This window comes from Bradyrhizobium sp. USDA 4341 (assembly GCF_054063755.1).
In genome coordinates, this window is record NZ_JBSSGO010000002.1 from 4,169,091 (window position 1) to 4,188,393 (window position 19,303).

Below are 19,303 nucleotides of genomic sequence, written 5' to 3' on the forward strand. Positions count from 1 at the left end.
CGATAAAGTATTCGATTTTGCAGGAAAGCCAGGTGTTGGGCTGCGCTTTCTTGCGTTTTGGGATTTTGCTTTCGAGCGATTCGTGATTCCCTGACGGCGGGTCGTCTGCATTGGGGAAGGCGATGAGCAAACCGCGAGATGATCGCCAGAAAGACCTGTTGCTTCCTGCGCTCGATCAAATCATCGACATGGGCCACCCGCTGGTGCGGCTGGCAACGCTGATCGACTGGAAGTTTCTGGATGACCGCTTTGGTTCGGTGTGCCAAACCGGTCCGGGGCAGCCTGGCCTGCCGACGCGGCTTGTCGCCGGCCTGTTCATTCTGAAGCACATGCACAATCTCTCGGATGAGGTGCTGTGCGCCCGCTGGATCGAGAACCCCTATTACCAATACTTCTGCGGCGAGTTGAGCTTCTGCCACCGGCTGCCGTTCGATCGATCGTCGATGACGCGCTGGCGCCAGCGGCTCGGCGAGGAGCAGCTCGTCGCGCTGATCCAGGCGCGCTGATCCAGGAAAGTCTGTCGGTGGCGCACAAGACTGGCGCCATCGGTCCCAAGGACCTGGAGCGAGTGGCGGTCGATACCACGGTGCAGCCAAAGGCCGTTGCGCATCCGACCGACGCACGGCTGATGCATCGGGCCATCACCAAACTCGTCGGGCTCGCCAAGCGCAACCGTGTGCGGTTGCGCCAGAGCTATCTGCGCCTGGCGAAGCGCGCCGCCATCATGGTCGGCCGCTATACCCACGCTCACCAGTTCAAGCGCGCCCGGCGCCAACTCAAGTTCCTGCGGACGCGGCTTGGCCGGATCATCCGCGACATCCGCCGCAAGATTGATGGCGATGTGGTGCTGGAAGCTCGCTTCGGCCCGCTGCTCGATCTGGCGCAGCGGGTGCGCAGCCAGGACCAGCATCAGCGCGGCCCCAAGGTCTATGCGTTACATGCGCCGGAGGTCGAGTGCATCGGCAAGGGAAAAGCCCGCGCGCCGTACGAGTTCGGCTGCAAGGTCAGTATCGCCACCCCCGTAACGTCACCGAAGGGCGGACAGTTCGTGCTCCATGCCAAGCCACTGCACGGCAATCCCTTCGACGGGCACACGCTCGGCCCGGTGGTCGCCGACATGGAGAAGCTCACCGGCGTGGAGGCTCGCCGCATCCATGTCGACAAAGGGTACCGCGGCCACAACCACCAGCATCGGTTCAGGGTCTGGATCTCGGGGCAGGTCCGCCGCGTCACGGCTTCCATCCGGCGCGAGATGAAGCGTCGTGCGGCTGTCGAGCCCGTCATCGGCCACGTCAAGGCCGAGCACCGCATGGACCGCAACTATCTCAAAGGCCGCGTTGGCGACCGCATCAATGCCGTCCTCGCCGCGGCCGGCCACAACTTCGGCCTGCTCCTGCGATGGCTCGCAGAACTGTTGCGTGCCATCATCCGGGCGCTCGCTGAAACTGTCCCGGCTCAAAACATCGCTTAAATCAGCGGCCGTCCGCGTTCTTCACGGAGGACTAAGTACCTGATCGACCTCATGATGACAGGGTCAATGTTGGGCGCCTATTCACAGGCATGCTGCATTTGCGCAGTAGTCACCGTGAACGTGGCCTGCGCTGTCTGTCCACCCAAGCTTTGGGCGCTAGCCGTCACATTCGCACTGAGTGCAATTTAGATCGCCGCCAGAGAGGAGTAGCTCCATTAGCAAGGCAGAGACCAAATTCTCTGTCTATGAAGAAACCGACCTTAGCGTTTGACTGCTTGAATCAAACTGTCTCAGACGGTCGGAATGTCCGCGCCTAAAGCTTGACCAGTGACATAAGCTCGGCTGAGACTGAATCAAATACGTGATCCCATTCGCCTTCAGCCCGAGGCCGGAACAGTCGCATCGACGGATACCATGGGCAGTCTGTGCGGTCGAGCAGCCAAAGCCAATGAGCATTGTGACCGAGCAATACCCAAACCGGCTTGCCCAGCGCCCCAGCGAGATGCGCCACCGCGCTATCCGTCATGATAACAAGATCGAGCTGCGACACCGCAGCTGCCGTGTCAGCAAAGTCGTCGAGATAGGGCTCGAGATCAATAACGGGCCCGCCTCTTGGCAGAGACGTCAATTCCCGTACCGGCGCCCCCTTCTGCAAACTATAAAGCTGAACGCCGGGCAACGCACAAGCTTGAAAGAAGCTCAACAGTCGTTGGGCCCGTCTATGATTCTTTCCGAAAGTCACGCTTCCAGACCAAACGATCCCGACCTTGAGCAGGCCACTCACCTTGGGCATCAGAGACGCGAACTTGCCCATACGGTTGGCGGGCGCTGCAAGATACTGCATAGCCGGAATTGAAGCCAAGCTTTGAGTAAATAGCCCAGGCAGGCTGCAGATGTAGCGGTGCAGGTCGGCTGGCGGCAAAGGCGCGCCGAACGGGATCAGCTGGTCTGCAACACCCATACTCTCGATCAACGACAGGAGTTCCGGCTTGCATTCGATTATCAACTCACCGCCCAGTGCTTTGACCCGTGCAAAATATCGAGCGACCCACAACATATCGCCAAAACCCTGCTCGGCGACGAGCACGAGACGCTTGCCATGATAGGGCAATCCATCCCACGTCTCCCCAGGTAATTCGCGGGCCGGCAATTGGCCTGTGCTTCTTCGAATCTCGTAGTCTGGCCAGCCCTGAGCGTAGTTTCCCAGATACAAGTAGCTAAGCCCACGATCCCATCGCGCGGAGTGGTAGGATGGATTTAGCTTGAGTGCATTGCTGAATGAAATCACCGCTTCGCCATGCAGTCCGGCCTCTGCGAGCGAAGCGCCCAAATTTTGATGAAGCAGCGGATCTCCACCGCCTGATAATGCGATCGCCTGGCGATGACAAGAAATCGCCGACCTCAGATGGTTGAGTTGCGTCAGAGCATTGCCAAGATTTGTCCAAACGCCGATCGCCCGAGCATCCTGAGCAAGTGCGTCGCGGTAGCACCAGACTGCATCCAAATGCCTGTTCATCGCCGAGAACATGACACCACGAGCGTTGCGAAGGTTCACGTTGCGAGGATCAGCCGCAATGGCACCGCGCAACAACGCCTCCGCCTCCGCGAATTTTCCTGCGTCATGCAACCTTGATGCCTGGTTAAAGGCCTCTTCGGAAGCGGTGGCCGGATCGGCCATTTTGGTCAAGACATTCATCGCAAATCACTGCGCAACTAAATCGTCTCATCTGTTTCAGGAATGCCACGCCGAGACGACCGCACTTTGCAAAGTGGGATCGTTCGGAACGGCGGCCACACTCTGCGAGGTCGGATCAAAGCCCGGATTGTTCACCGAATAGACGGCCATAGCCTGGACCAACTGCGACACTTGACTGTCGATGTGGAGGCTTCCCGCTGATATTTCGTCCAGCCTGTTGCCACTACCAGCAAACCAGTTGTTGACGGTCACGCTGGTCGTGGTTCCCAAGATATCGACAACCAAGTTGTCGCCCGATTGCTGGAACCAGAGGTTTTGATCGGTCATGCTTCCGGTGAAATCGAGCGCGTTGGTCGAACCAGGTACATCTTGCGGCGTGATCGCAAACTGCCCGCTGCCCGGCCCGGCGAGATAGGTTTGGTTTGTGTTGCCATAGCTGTCGGATACACTCGCAACTATCTCGCTGTTGGTCGCGCTCGGCAAGGTCACCGAGGTCGAGAAGCTGCCGTTCGACTGAACGGGGGCTGTACCAATGGCGGTACCGTTGTCGCTCAGGGTCACGACTCGCCCGGCTACTGATGCCGTGCCGCCCGAGACCACGCTACCCGAGAATGTCTGCGCGGAGCTAATTGCAGGCTCAGGAGCGTCGGCAATCGTCATCGTCGGCGGCACATCATACTGTTCGACTTGGGACTGGCTCCAACTGACTCCATCGTCGAAGCTGATCGTCTGCAGGGCACCCGGGCCGCTTGCGCCGAACTCGTTCCCCACCCTGACGGTCTTGCCGGTAGCGGCGACCGTGATCAGCAGATCATTGGTGCCGGACGGCCGCGACAACGTCACACCGGTGGACGCAATGTCGGTGAAAACCAGCTCCGACTGATTGCTGCCGTCTTCGACCACGTCGTTTCCGTCCGAAGAGGAATACAGATAAGTGTTGGCACCGGTTCCGCCTATCAGCGTATCGTTGCCGCCATTTCCGACGAATGCGTCGTTTCCGCTCGTGCCGATGAAGACACTGTTGGTGCTGAGCCCCTGCTCCACTGCGACCGGAGCCCTCGACGCCAGATTGGTCGCCGTGATGCCACTGGACAGATCGATCGCGCCGCCAACTTCGTCAAAGTTGAGCAGGCCCCATGGCGCCGAAGCGTTCAGGGTTACACCGCTCGCGCTGAACGAATTGAAGGCGGCGATCCGATAAAAGGCCACCAGATCCTGGGCGTAATGGCCCGAAATGTTCAGGTTCGCCAGGGAGACGTTACCGCCGGTTTGATAGGGGCCGACATTGGTGGTATTCGCACTCGTCTGGACGCCGCGCCACTGGATCGCCTTCTGGGCGCCGGCTCCGGGGTCGCCGATCGTCACGCCATCGAGGGTCAGGTTGCCATTGTAACCGTAGAGCAGAATGTCACCACGGCCGTTGGCACCGCTGGTCTGGGTGGCGTTTCCGGAGAAGCCGGAATTTAGGATCGAGATCGACCCGATCGTATCCGTCAATGTCGGCGTCGAGCCGTTTCCACTTTCGATATAGGCAAAACCATTCAGCTCGGCATTCGCAACCGACGAATGATCGAGCGTCACGGACCCAGCGAAGTCTGTGGAACTTGCCGAGACCAGGACACCATACTGCTGGCCCGTTGCATCGATGGACATGCCGTCGATGCTGAGCGCGCCATTCAGCGTGCCGTGCTCCGTGATGCTGCCATGAAGCGTCACGCTGCCAAAGCCTTCAAGGCTGATGGCCTTGCCGGCAATATCGACATTCTCCGTATAGCTGCCCGACGCGATCAGGATCGTATCGCCATCCGAGGCCGCGTCGACCGCGGCCTGGATCGTCGCGTACTGGCTGCCCGCGCCGACGAGCAGGAATTTGTGGCCGGCGCCATCGACGAATTGCTCGACGCCCGAAAGCGTCTCGGACACACCGGTAGCCGCAATCTGCCAAACACTGTCGGCAGCATCATACGCGAAGTTGGATGCCTGCAGCGTCTGGCTCACGTTGACCGTATCGATCCCCGAACCGCCAGATTGCACCACGGTTGATCCGGATCCGACATTGCCGGCCAGGTCGCTTGCGGTGACCGTGAAGGTGTGAAGCGTGTCGGCGAGAGTTCCGGTGGTGAAGCTCCACGCTCCCGATGAGCTGGCAGTTGCAACCCCGAGCACGGTCGTTCCATCGAGGACCTGTACGCTGCTGTTCGCTTCTGAGGTCCCGTTGAGAACCAGACTCGCGCCTTGGCCCTGGCTCACGCCACTGATAATCGGCTGCGGCGTGGTGTCGTCGACGACGATCGTCGCAGCCGGCGCGCTCGAGGCCGTCGTGCCGCCGGAGTTGGTCGCGACGGCCATCAGTTGATGCGTTCCGGCGCCGAGGTCGGTCGAGAACGACCAGCTGGTGCCCGAAACCGTGGCGCTGCCGATGTCCTGGCTGCCGTCATAGATCGCGACGGTCGACCCGCTGGCGGTGGCGCCGGTCAGCGTAACCTCGCCATCGCTGGTCACGAAATCGATTTGCGACGCGCCGGTGTCGTCGGCGAGAACTTCGCTCGTGATCGTCGGCGCCGACGGGGTTGTCGACGCTTGAGCGAAGACAAAGTTATCTGCACTGAGATCTTGTGCGGTGAGGCCGGAGAAGGTGATGGCCTCACCCGTGGTGCCGAGCGTGACCTGAAGATAGGACTGACCATTAAAGGTCACGGTTGCGAAGCTGAGATCTGCGAACGAACCGACCCCGCTGATGTTCGTCAGGTCGACCACATCCCGGGTCGTGTCGAAATTCCCGATCAGGTTCTGCGGTTGATCAAGGCCGCTCACGACCACAGCCGATTGCACGATAAACGTATCGACGCCGGCGCCGGCAAGGAACGTGTTCGTCCCGCTGTTCATGATCAGCGTATCGGTCCCCGAGCCGGCGACCACGAGATCGTCGCTGCCGCTAGCACCCAGGATGTCGCTGCCGGAATTGCCGAGCAGCGTGTCGTTCGAGCCGGAGACTGTCGCAGCGTCGATTCCGATCAGCCTGTCGCTGAGGCTCGAACCACCGCCGGTGGCCGTCCCGCCGGCCAGGTCGACGACGGCATCGGCCAGCGCATACGCCGCTACGGCGTCAATGCCGCCGCTTCCATCCAACGTGCTGCCACCCGCATTGCCGTACAGCGTATCGTCCGAACCGCTCGATATGAGCGTGTCCGCCCCGCTCCCTGCGATCAGGACGTTGCCCTCGCCGCTCGACAGCAGAATATCCGAACCACCGCCGGCCACGAGCGTATCGCCAAAGCCGCTCGATGCAAGCGTGCTGCTTCCGCCTCCAGCGTAGAGGGTGTTCGATAAGCCGCTCGACAGCAGTGTTTCGGCTCCACTGCCACCCAGTACGACGTCATTCTGACCGTCAGCCGTTTGCAGATTGCCAGCAACGTTTCCGATCAGTGTGTCGTTGGCTCCGGACACCGCCGCAGCCCGGAATCCCACGAGCGTATCGCTGGTGCTCGAGCCGACGACCGTGGCCGTACCGGCAACGAGATTGACGACGATGTCGTCAAGGTCATAGCGCGCCACCGTTTGGCCGGAGCCCGCGATCAGGGTGCCATTCGCGGCATCTCCGATGAGAGTCCCGGCACCGGCACCACCGATCAGAGTATCCCCGGTCCCCAGCGCAGCGGCGCTCGAGATGCCGACAAGCGTATCCGAAACACCGGAGCCGTTGACGGTCGCAATGCCCGCCGAGAGATCGACAGTGACGGCGTTCAGCGTGTAAGCCGCGACCGCGCCAGTCCCACCGGTTCCGATCAGCGTGCTGCCAGCGGCATTTCCGATCAAGGTATCAGCGACACCGCTCGAGGACAGGACGTCAGTCACGGCGCCAGCGATCAAAACGTTGCCTTGACCACTCGATGACAGCGTGTCGTGTCCGTTGCCCGCCAGCAGCGTGTCGCCAAAACCGCTCGACGATAGCGTCTCGACTCCGGAGCCCGCGACCAGCGTGTTGGAGGTTCCGCTCGAGGAAAGAATGTCACCCCCACCGCTCCCGATCGCGATGTCATCGTTGCCGGAAACCAGCGCGATGGCGATTCCGACCAGCGTGTCGCTCGTGCTTGAGCCGAGCACTGTGGCGCTCGAGGTCGCAAGATCGATCGTGACGTTGTCCAGAGCATACGCGGCCGTTGTCTGCCCGGCGCCCGCGACGAGGGTGTTGCCGGCGCCGTCACTGTAGAGCGTCGTCGCGATCGTTCCGCCGATCGCGGTGTCGTTGTGACCGGACAACATGACGGACGTGATCCCGCGCAGCGTGTCCGATACGCTGGAGCCATTGACCGTTGCCGTGCCGGCTGCAAGATCGACCGTGACGTTGTCCAGCGCATAGGCCGCAATGGTTCCCGTGCCGCCGGTTCCGTCGAGGATGCTGCCGGCACCGTTGCCGACAAGCGTATTGTCGCTGCCGCTGCTCGACAGGGTTTGCACGCCGGTGCCTGCGATGATCGTGTCATCGGAGCCGGCCGCGGAGAGTGCCTCGGGCCCCGCTCCTCCAATCAAGGTATCGCTGGTCCCGGTGACCATCGCATCGTTGATGCCGATCAGGACATCGTTGACGGTCGCTCCTTCGACCGTGGCGGTACCCGCGGCAAGGTTGATCGCCATCCCGTCCAAGGTATAGATCGCCTGCGTGTCGCCGCTTCCGGCCACAAGCGTGTTGCCGCTGCCGTTGCCCAACAGGGTCGTGAAACCAGGGCCGCCTATGATCGTATCGCCGCTGCCCAGCGCTGCGACCGCATCAATTCCAACCAGCGTATCGGCCTGGCTGGAACCGTTCACGCTGGCCGTCCCGGTCGCGAGATCGACGGTCACGTCGTCGAGGGTATAGACCGCGATGGTGCCAACGCCGGATGTTCCATCCAGTACGCTGCCCGTCGCGTTACCGACCAGCAAGTCATCATGGCCGCTGGAAGACAGCGTGACCGCTCCACTACCGGCGATCAATGTATTGCCGTGGCCACTCGATGTCAGCAGTCCCGAGCTGCCTCCGATCAAGGTGTCGCCCGTGCCGCTCGAAGACAGGGTGGCAAGGCCGCTTCCGGCGATCAGGGTGTTGCCGTTCCCGCTCGAGGACAGGATATCGGAACCGCTTGCAGCCAGCAGGGTGTCGTTCGATCCGCTCGAAACCAGCGTTTCTGTGCCGGTGCCGGCAATCAACGTATTGGAGACGCCGCTCGACGATAGGACGTCGGCGACCGCGCCGCCGATCAGCGTATCGCTGTGGCCAGAAACCGCAACGTCGTGCAGACCAATCAGCGTATCTGCCGTGCTCGTCCCGTTCACGGCAGCGACGCCCGACGCGAGATCGACCGTGACGTCGTCGAGGAAGTAGTCGCCCTCGGTTGTGCCCGCGCCGGCCACCAGGGTGTTGCCGCCGGCGTTGCTGACGAGCGTGCTGCTGCCGGGTCCGCCAATCAGGGTGTCGCCGGTACCAAGTGCGGCGACCGAAGTGATGCCCAGCAGCGTGTCGTGGACGCCCGCCCCGTTCACGTCGGCCGTGCCCGAGGCGACGTCGATCGTGGCACCATTGAGGGTATAGACCGCGATCGTTCCGAGCCCGCCTGTTCCGTCCAGCGTGCTCCCGTCGCCGTTGCCATACAGCAGATCACCGTAACCGGTGGATACCAGCGTATCCGCTCCGGTCCCGGCAACCAGACTGTTGCCTTCTCCGCTCGACGACAAAATGGCGGAGCCGCTGCCTGCGAGCAGGGTGTCGCCGGCACCGCTGGTGCTCAATTGGTCGGCACCACTGCCGCCGACCAACGTATTGGCCGTGCCGCTCGACGACAGGGGTGTCGCCGCCACTTCCTGCAATGGCGGTGCCATTGCTGCCCTGCAGGCCTACGTCGTGGACCCCGATCAGGGTGTCGCCAACGCTTGCTCCCTGCACCGCAGCTGTGCCGGTCGCAAGATCGACGGTTACGTGATCGAGGGCGTACGCCACCGTACCCTGCCCCGCGCCGGCCACCAGCGTGTTGCCGCTGGCGTTGCTCATCAAGGTGCTGCCGGCACTGCCGATCAATGTCTGGTTGCTGCCAAGGAGCTCGACGACGTTGATTCCGTTTAGACTGTCGCCCTGACTTTGCCCATTCAGTGCGGCCGTTCCGGTTGCGAGATCGACGACCAGATTCTCGATGCCGTACGCGGCAACCGTCCGGAAGCCGGCCGTCCCGTCCAGCACATCGCCATTTCCCGTGCCAAACAGCGTATCGCCGGTCCCGGACCCAACTAGGGTATTTGCCGCACCGCCGGCAATCAGCACGTCGAGCGCGCCCGTGGCCGTGAGAACCTCTGTGCCGGCACCGCCGATCAACGTGTCGGCCATTCCGGAGACGGTCGCGGTACCGATACCGACGAGGGTGTCGCTCACGCTCGCGCCATTGACCGCCGCCGTGCCGGTGGCGAGATCGACCGTCACATCGTCGATCGTATAGTCCGCCGTGGTCTGGCCCGCGCCGGCCACCAGCGTATTACCGCCGGCATCACTGACGAGCGTGGAGTTTGCGTTTCCACCGATCAGTGTATCGTTGCGGCCGAAGGCTGCCGCAATCGTGAGCCCGATAAGCGTGTCGACCGTGCCGGAGCCATTGATACCCGCGGTGCCGCTTGCCAGATTGACGACGACATCGTCAGCGGAATAGGCCGCCACCGCGTCCAACCCGGCGCTGCCAATCAGCGTGCTGCCGCCCGCATTGCCGAACAAGGTGTCGTTCGTTCCGCTGGATGACAGCGTGGCCGACCCGCCTGACGCTACGAGCAGGTTCGACGAGCCGCTCGACGACAGGACGTCCGAGCCGCTTCCGGCGAGCAGCGTGTCGCCGATGCCGCGCGACGACAGCGTATCGGATCCACTCGAACCGATCAGCACGTTCCATCTGCCACTCGACGACAATGTGTCGGAACCGGTTCCGGCAAGCAGCGTGTCGCCGACACCTTCCGATGACAGCGTCTCGGTTCCGCTGCCCGCGATCAGCGTATTGTCGTTGCCGAACGAGGACAGGACATCCGCGCCGCTTCCACCAATGATGGTATCGTTGGTGCCGAAAGCTGTGGCCGCGCTGATTGCAATCAGGGTGTCTTGTGCGCTCGATCCGTTGACTTGGGCGGTGCCCGTGGCGAGATCGACCACGACGTCATCGAGGCTATAGGCCGCGGTCGTTCCGACACCGGCGGTCCCGTCGAGCGTGCTGCCGGCCGCATTGCCGCGCAGTATATCGCCGACGCCGCTCGCCAACAGCAGATCAGGGCCGCTGCCCGCGATGAGCATGTCGCCGGTACCGCTCGATGTGAGCGTTTCGCCGCCGCCAGCGGCAACCAGGGTGTTGAATTGGCCGCTCGACGACAGCGTGGCCGCGCCGCTTCCGGCGATCAGTGTGTCGTCCATTCCGCTCGATGACAGCGTGGCCGCGCCGCTTCCGCCGATCAAGATGTTGCTCGAACCGCTGGACGACAGCTGGTCCGAGCCGGTTCCTGCCACCAGCAGGTCGCCGGATCCGCTCGACGACAATGTCTGCGAGCCCGAGCCGGCGATCAGCGTATTGGAGAAGCCGCTCGATGTCAGGACATCTGCGCCGCTTCCTGCCAGCAGAAGGTCGTTCGTGCCGCTCGACGATAGCGTGTCGCCGCCGTCGCCGGCCAGCAACGTATTATCGGACCCCGTCGAGGATAGAACACTCGGACCTGTCGCAGCGATCAGCGTGTCGTGGCTGCCCAACGCGCTCGCTTCCGTAAATCCAATGAGCGTGTCGCTTACGCTCGACAGATTCACGGCGGCGGAACCCGAAGCAAGATCAACCGTCACATTGTCGATCGCGTAGCTGGCCACGGCACGCAAGCCGGAGCTGCCGTCGAGCACGCTGCCCGCGGCATTGCCAACGAGCAGGTCTTCGGCACCGGTGGACACCAACGTATCCGCCTCGCTACCTGCAACCAGGGTGTTGGCGACACCGCTCGAGAGAAGGACATCGGCCCCGGCGCCGCCAGTGAGGACATTGCCGGTTCCACCCGACGACAGCGTGTCGCTGCCGCTGCCGGCGATCAGCGAATTGTAGGAGCCGGACGACACCAGCGTATTGACCCCCATCCCACCAATGACCGTGTCATAACTGCCGGAAACAGTTACGGCGGCAATTCCGCTCAGCGTATCGCTCGCATTGAAGCCGATGCTGGTCGCGGTTCCGGCCGTCAGGTCGACGACGACATCATCCTGCCCGTAGTAGGCGACGGCACCTGTGGCGGCCTGCGTCGCCTGCAACAGGTTGCCGCCGATGCCGCCGACCAGCGTGTCCGCGTTGCCGGCTGCGATCAGGGTATCCAGGCCCAAACCCGCCGTCACGGTGTCATCGTCGCCCGACACGATAACGACACCGATCTCCTCCAACCGGTCGCTTACGCCCGAGCCGACAACTCCAGCCGTCCCCAAACCGAGATCCACCGAGACATCATTCACGGCGTAGAAGGCGACCGTCGAGGTCGCACCGGCGATCAGCGTATTGCCGCTGCCATCACTGACAAGCGTATCGTCGTTGCCGGCACCGGTGACCACTTTGATCCCGGTCAAGGTGTCGCCGGCGCTCGCACCGTTGACGATGGCCGTGCCGGCTGGAATGTTCACCGTGACGTCATCGGCGATATAGACAGCACTGGCGCCCGCACTCCCTGCAATCAGGGTATTCATGCTCGCATCGCTGAGGAACGTGTCTTGGTAGATGCTGCCGCCGATTAACGTTTCCTGGCTGCCATAGGCTGCGGCGACTTCAATTCCCGTGAGCGCGTCGGATACGCTCGAACCGTTCACGCTGGCCGTGCCGGCGCCGAGATCCACCGTCACGTTGTCGAGCGCGTATGCCGCAATCGCTCCGGCGCCGCCCTGTCCTTCCAGGGTATAGCCGGCCGCCGTGCTGAACAGTGTGTCGAACTGGCCGCTCGAGATCAACGTCCCGGTCCCCGACCCGGCGATGAGCGTGTTGCCATCCCCGTTCGACGAGAGCACGTCGGTACCGCTGTTGCCGATGACCGTATCGTGAGCGCCGGACACCAGCACGTCATCGATTCCGACCAGCGTATCGCTCGTGCCCGCGCCGTTGATGCCAGCGGTGCCGGCCGACAGGTTGACCGTAAGCGCGTCGAGATCGTACGCCGCCACGGTCAAGGCCGCGCCCGACACCAGCGTATTTCCACCGGCCGTTCCGATCAGCGTGGTGGTCCCGGTCCCTCCGATCAGCGTATCGTTGGTGCCGAATGCGCTGGCGATGCTGATGCCCACCAGCGTGTCGCTCGTGCCGGAGCCGTTTACGCCGGCAGTCCCTGTCGTCAGATTCACCGTCAAATCGTTGAGAGCATATGCGGCGACCGCGGTGCCGAAGCCCGACTGACCGTTTAGGGTGCTGCCGGTACCTTGACCGAACAGCGTATCGTTGAACGCCTCTGCAACAAGGGTGTTGGACCCGCTCCCCGCAATCAGGGTGTCGTAGGAGCCAAGCGCCAGCAACGTCTGGGCTCCCGCGCCACCGAACATGGTATCGTAGACGCCGTTGACCTCGGCGATATCAACCCCCAAGAGGGTGTCACCGGCGCTCGAGCCGTTCAGCCTGGCCGTCCCCGCCTCAAGATCGACGGTGACATCCTCGGCCGAATAGAGAGCAATCGTCTGGCCGCTTCCTCCCACCAGTGTGTTGCCGCCGGCATTGCCGACCAGCGTTGTCGAGCCGCTGCCGCCGACCAAGGTATCGTCTGTCGCGGCAGCCTTCAGGATGCTCGAGGCGCTTCCGCCGATCAGCGTGTCGGCGGTGCCGGCGGCGATCATGGTCGTCAGAACATTTCCGGCGATCAGCGTGTCGTTGGCCCCGAACGCGGCAAGCGTGACGATTCCGATCAGCGCGTCGTTCACGCTGGAACCGTTGACGTGCGCCGTCCCGGCCACGAGGTCGACCGCCACGTTATCGAGCCCATAGGCGGCGACGGTCTCGTAGCTCGACCCGAACTCGTCTCTGCCGTCGAGCGTGCTGCCAGCAGCATTGCCCACGAGCGTGTCGTCGCCGCCGAGCGACATCAATGTGGCGGCGCCGGTACCGGCAATCAACGTGCTGCTGAACCCGGTCTCGATCAGCGTGTCGGCGCCGGCGCCGGCGATCAGCGTATCGCCGTTTCCTTCGACGTCCTCCACGGCGTGGATGCCGATCAGGGTGTCACCGTAGCTGGCACCCGCCGGACCTGCCGTGCCGGTCGCAAGGTCGATCGTCTCATTGTTGAGATAGGAGTATTTGGCCAGCACGCCGACCCCGCCGGTGCCATCCAGCGTGTTGCTCTCCCCGTTGCTCACCAGGGTGTCACCGGTACCCGTCGACGACAGGGTGTCCGCGAATCCATTCCCGAAGAGCGTGTTGTTGTGTCCGCTCGACGACAGCACGGCCTGGTAGCCAGTTGTAACCAGCGTATCGCCGGTGCCGCTGGACGCCAAGGAATCGCCGAAGCTCGAGGTCAGCACATTGCCGGCACCACCCGACACGAGTGTCTCCGAGCTGCCGGCTGCGATCAGGGTGTCGCCGCTGCCATTGCTGGTGGCTGTATCATTGCTGCCGGAGACCGTCGCGATCCTGACGCCGACGAGCGTGTCGCTCAGACTTGAGCCGTTGATCCTCGCGGTGCCCGCCGTGAGATCGACCGTTACGTCGCCGATCGCATAATCGACCGTGGTTTGGCCAGTGCCGGCCGCGAGCGTATTGCCGCCTGCATTGCCGAACAGAGTCGTGCTTCCGGACCCGCCGATCAGCGTTTCATTCTGACCCAGGGCCGCCGCGCTGCTGATCCCGATCAGCGTGTCGCTTTCACCCGACCCATTCACGCTTGCGGTCCCAGCTCCGAGATCCACTGTAACGTTGGCGAGGGTATAGGCGACGATGGCCGGACCGGACAGGCCGATCAACGTGTTGCCGCCGGCATCGCTGATCAGCGTGTCGTTGTATCCCGCAACCAGCGTGTTGTTGGCTCCCGCACTGCTGATCAGCGTGCTACCATAGCTACCGATCAACGTATCGTTGTTACCGATTACATCGATTGTCGAGACGGAGACAAGCCTGTCGCTCAGGCCCGAGCCGTTGATGCTCGCCGTTCCCGAGGGAAGATTGACCGTCAGGTTGCTCTGGGCATAGATCGCGACCGTTCCGGAGCCATAGCCATAAAGCGTGCTTCCGGCGGCGTTCCCGAAAACCGTATCGTTGCTACCGCCGGATACCAGCGTGTCGGTGCCCGTTCCGGCAATGATCGTGCCGTTCTGGCCGCCCATCAACAGGAAGTCGGCCCCGCTGTCTCCGACTAGGACGCTGTTGTTACCGAAGCTTTCCGCGGCACTGATGCCAATCAAGGTATCACCCGCGCTCGACCCGGCCACCTTCGCGGTGCCGGCCGACAGGTCGATCGTCAAGTCATCGACGCTATACGCCACGGTCGCCTGACCTGCACCGGCTTCCAGCACGTTGCCACTGGCGTTGCTGATCAGCGACGTCTCGCCATCTCCGCCGATCAGCGTATCGCCGCTAGCCTCACCAATCAGCGTTGTGCTGCCATCTCCGCCGATCAGCGTGTCGCCGCTCGCAAGGGCAACCAGGGTGGAAATTCCCAGCAGCGTGTCGTTGACGCCGGATCCGTTCACGCCAGCCGAACCCGTCGACAGATCCGCGGTCACATTTTCGAGGCCGTAGACCGCCGCCGCGGAATAGGCGTTCGTCGCATCCAGGGTGCTACCGCTGCCGTTGCCGATCAGCACGTCCTGGGAGCCGCGCGACACCAGCATCTCCGGCCCGGCGCCCGCGATCAGCGTGTTGGAGAAGCCTCCCGAGGATATCAGCGTATCGGCGGCGGTCGCTCCGATCACCGTATCAAGGTTTCCGGAGACCTCGACCACATTGATCCCGACGAGCGTATCGCTCTGGGTCGCTCCGTTCGCGGTCGCGGTACCGGCCGCGAGATCGACCGTCACATCGCCGACCGCATAGCCGGCCACCGTGGGACCGCTGCCAGCGATCAGGGTATTGCCGCCGCCATTGCTGAACAGCGTTGCGCCTGCGGCGCCGCCGATCAGCGTGTCACCGGTGCCGAACGCCGCCGCCAGGGAGATGCCGAGCAGCGTGTCGGCGGCCTGGGTCGATCCGTTAAGCCGTCCGGTTCCATCCGCCAGGTTGACGGTCACGTTGTCGAGCGCGTACCCCGCAATCGTTCCGGACCCGGACGTCCCGTCCAGCGTGTCGCCGTCTGCCGCCCCGATCAGGGTGTCGCCGGTGCCGCTCGACGTCAGCAGGTCGCTCCCGGTACCGGCGATCAGCGTGTTGGCAAAGCCGCTGGAGGTCAGCGTGGTCGTTCCGCTGCCGGCAATCAGCGTGTCCGAAGAGCCGCTGGACGACAGCGTATCATGGCCGTCACTGCCGATCAGCGTGTTGGAGGAGCCGGTTGATTCCAGCACGTTCGAACCGCTGCCCGCAATCAGAACGTCGCCCGAATTGTCCGAAATCAGCGTCTCGTTGCCGCTGCCACCGATCAGCGTGTTCCCTCCGGACCCGCCCGTGGACCAAAGCGTATCGTTGCCCTCGCCACCGATCAGCGTGTCGGAATATCCGGTCGTGATCAGCACGTCCGTGCCGCTGCCCGCGACCAACACATCGTTCGAGTTGCTCGAAAGCAACGTCTCCGTTCCGCTGCCCCCGATCAGGGTATTCGAGCCGGGATCCTGCGCCGACAACAGCGCGCTAACGACACCGATTCCAATCGAGCCGCCTGAAGAGGTCGACGATAGCGTATCTACGCCGGCGCCGCCGATCAGCGTGTTGGAGAAGCCCGTCGATACCAGGACGTCCGGGCCATCGCCCGCGATCAATTTGTCGTTCGAACCGCTCGAGAATAGCGCCTCGTTGCCGCTACCGCCGATCAGGGTGTTCAGGCTGCCGGTCGATATCAGCGTGTCTATGCCGCTGCCGCCAATCAACGTTTGACCTGTACCGGCCGTGGTCGTCGTCGGATCAGACCCGGAGCCAGATCCAGTGCCCGAGCCGCCACTTCCGCCAGCACTGCTCGCTCCTGCTGAATTCGCAATGCCACCGGCTCCGCTCGCATCGTCGGCGTTAAGTCCATCGGAATCCAGATAGTTGATGGGAATAAAACCTCCCTGGGTGATATTGATGCCGAAGTCGCCGTTGTGGAAATTTTCGATGGCGACGATGGCGCGGGCTCCGTGCAGCCCGTCGCGGCCCCAGATCGAGTCAGCTCCGCCTTCATAGAAAACGAGCGTCTGTGAAGTCAGCCCCGTAAGCGGATCGGTATAGGTCTCGAAAACCCCATTTAGATCATAAAAGAACTCGCCGAAATTCGTAATCAGCTCGCCGATAACCCCTTGTTGCTCGGCGTAGTTTCCGGCGAGCGGCACCGGCCCCTCAATCGGGCTCAGATCGCGGCCATCACCGTACGTACTGTTCTCGTAGATGATGTGAGCAGAACTGCCATTATCAACGATGCGGTCTATGTGATCGTAGACGTTCTGATTAATCGCGTCTCCGGGATTAAGCTCGCCCAATGGATCGGGCATCAGGGAGCGATCGACGTTTGCGCCGGTACCAACGAGGATGGTGCCGCTACCGGAGGCTTCGATCACATCCGGCGCAGCATTTGGGTCACCCGCACTTGCCGCGACGATCGTCGTATTGCTGGAGCCGTTCGCGGCAATCAACACTTCGCCGCCGACGCCCGTCAACGTGTCGCCGGAGCCCAGCGCAACCAAAGTCTGTTGCGACCGCGATCCTGAGAGCATGTCGTTGTCCGCCGCGGCCACCACGACGGCCTTGTCCTGGCCGCCGCCGGCGGACTGTCCGTCGCTATCGACCACCAACAGCGACATCACGCTGGCATCCGGCGATTGATTGTCGGTGCCGGGGCTTTGCACGAAGCCCGGGATGAGCTCGATCACTTGTGAGCCGATCTGGAGGGCATCGCTGGTCACATTCATCAGGTATTGACCAGCCTTGAGCACGCTGCCGGCTCCGATATTGAGCAGCGTGTCAGTCAGGGGCCCGAGATCGATTTCCTTGAACAATCCACCGGGGTCGATCTTGTCGTTGAACTTGGATCCGATCAGTGTCTCAAAGTCGGTGACATGCAGATCCTTGAACGTGTCGGCATTGATCGGACCCCCGAACGTGGTGAAGTCAATGACGTTGCCGGTGCCGGCGCCGTCGATCTCGAGCTGACCTGAATAACTGCTTCCGATAACCTGGAGTGTGGTCGAGCCGCCGGAAAAGGTAAGGGTCTCGATCGAATGCAAGACGTCGGAGTCATTGCCCCTCTTGATCGTGAAGTAGGAACCGTCTCCGTCCGGGAACGCATATGACGGCGGCGCGCCGCCTGATTGCAATTGCAGCGTCTGCGAGCCGGCATAGACGGCTGTATCGTTGCCGGCGCCACCATCGAGAAATTTCGACGCACCGCTGCTCGCAAACAGCGTGTCGTTGTCCTGACCTCCATCGAGCCAGTCCTGACCTGATCCGGCGATCAGCGTGTCGTTGCCGTAGCTCGCTGAAAGCGTATTCCTTCCGTCTCCCGCGATCAGCGTGTCATCGCCGAGTCCACCCTGGAGAAAGTCGGCGCCGCGACCGCCGGTCAGAATATCGACGGTGTGTTTCCCGCCGGCACCGAATAGTGTGTCGCTGCCGGTTCCCGCTTGAAGTGTATCCTTGCCTGTGCCTGAGTTGCCCACCATCACGACGTGCTGACCGCCTCCTGCAACCAGCGTATCGTTGGCGGCCACCGACGCGTCCACCGGGTTACCGCCATAGATGACATCGTTGCCGCTGCCGCCGACGATGACATCGTTCCCGCCGAGCCCAATCAGCACTGATCCGCCACGGTCATCGCCCAATGGCTTCAGCGTGTCACTGCCTGCACTACCAATCACCAGCGATGCGCCAGTGACATGGTCGGCATAGCTGGGAAACTGCCCGTTGGTGACGATGTTATCGACAGCAACGGTCTCTTTCGTGCTGTAGTAGGGATTGGTGATCGAGATGTTGACTTGCGAACCAGCCTTGTAAATGAAGAACTCGTTCTTCCAATCAAACCCGATCTGATCGAACTGACGCTGGTTTACGAATCCCGTCGCCGCGGTGACGGTCTGGTCCAACGGACCACGTTGGGACAGATAGGAATACTGGAAGTTAGTGGAGTTGAAGACGTCAACGCGGAATCGATCGTCGGCTGTTGCGGAGACCGGGATTCCGGCAGCCACGGTGTGCTGGACGACGGCCTTGACGGCGGCCAATTCGTCCACCTGACCCGTAGGTCCATTATAGAAAGCGCCCCCCAGAGTCGTCTCGCCCCTCACGACCTGGAAGCCGAGACTAACCTCGTTGAATATCCAACGAGCTGCCTCGTAGGCGTATTGTCCCGCAAGGTTACTATAGAGGAAGTCTGTGGCAACCGAAATTGCCACGCTGGCAACCGGCGGTACCACCAGCTTTGCGGCTACGACGATAACCCCTTGTGCCGCCTTGCGTTCTAAGAAGCTTAGAAATGCCTCCCAAAGCGCGTCCGTCGCCTGTCCAAGGACGACTTGAGTTATCCCCTTGGAAACCAGCACGGTACCGCCGACCGTCCAAGTATCCTTTCCGTCATGAACGTTGTGACTAAGCTCGATCGTGTCGGACAACGTACCCACTGGACCGATCTTCAGTACCACCGCTAGCGCGACTGATTTAAGTCCTGCTTGCTTCTTAAGGGCTTCGAGAAGAGCATCAACAGTGCCCGTGAGCCAAGCCGGCGGCGCTTCGGGCTTCTGCGGAGTTTGGCCGAGATAGTAGACCAGATCGGTGCTGGAGCTCATGCTGAAACTCGCCTCCCTCGCCCGGAGTGACCTCGAGCGCATTTCAACTGGTTTGAACCACGCTCGGCCAACCGTCTTGCTGTTCGCGCAAGGATCCTTGCGGAGCGATCTCGCTCCGTCGAATTTACATTTTTAGATTCTTGGTAACTTAGGTCGGCGGGGGTTGAGCATTTTGTGCCGAGATGGCCCCGGCACCGGAAGACAAGGCCGCCAGTAGAAGCGAGCAACGCCAAGCAGTCGACATCAT

At 62.2% G+C, this 19,303-nt stretch carries 3 protein-coding genes and 1 pseudogene; 1 reads left to right on the plus strand and 3 read right to left on the minus strand.

The annotated features are described in order from the left end of the window. Positions 1–122 precede the first annotated feature (122 nt). Positions 123–1,471 (plus strand): annotated as a pseudogene (locus tag ACVIGB_RS25845) (IS5 family transposase). Between the two features lie 313 nt (positions 1,472–1,784). Here the strand turns inward: ACVIGB_RS25845 and ACVIGB_RS25850 are convergent. The 3 genes from ACVIGB_RS25850 to ACVIGB_RS25860 form a co-directional block, all read right to left on the minus strand. Beyond that, positions 1,785–3,167 (minus strand): tetratricopeptide repeat protein, encoded by a 1,383-nt coding sequence (locus tag ACVIGB_RS25850; RefSeq protein ID WP_456720524.1) that lies wholly within the window; start codon positions 3,165–3,167, stop codon positions 1,785–1,787. Between the two features lie 36 nt (positions 3,168–3,203). Next, positions 3,204–7,802 carry a beta strand repeat-containing protein gene (locus tag ACVIGB_RS25855; RefSeq protein WP_456749383.1) on the minus strand — a complete coding sequence of 1,533 codons (4,599 nt, stop codon included), beginning with the start codon at positions 7,800–7,802 and terminating at the stop codon, positions 3,204–3,206. Positions 7,803–8,802: 1,000 nt separating this feature from the next. Continuing rightward, a complete protein-coding gene (locus tag ACVIGB_RS25860) occupies positions 8,803–19,056 on the minus strand; it encodes a hypothetical protein (RefSeq protein WP_456749231.1) in 10,254 nt (3,417 codons plus the stop codon). Positions 19,057–19,303 lie beyond the last annotated feature (247 nt).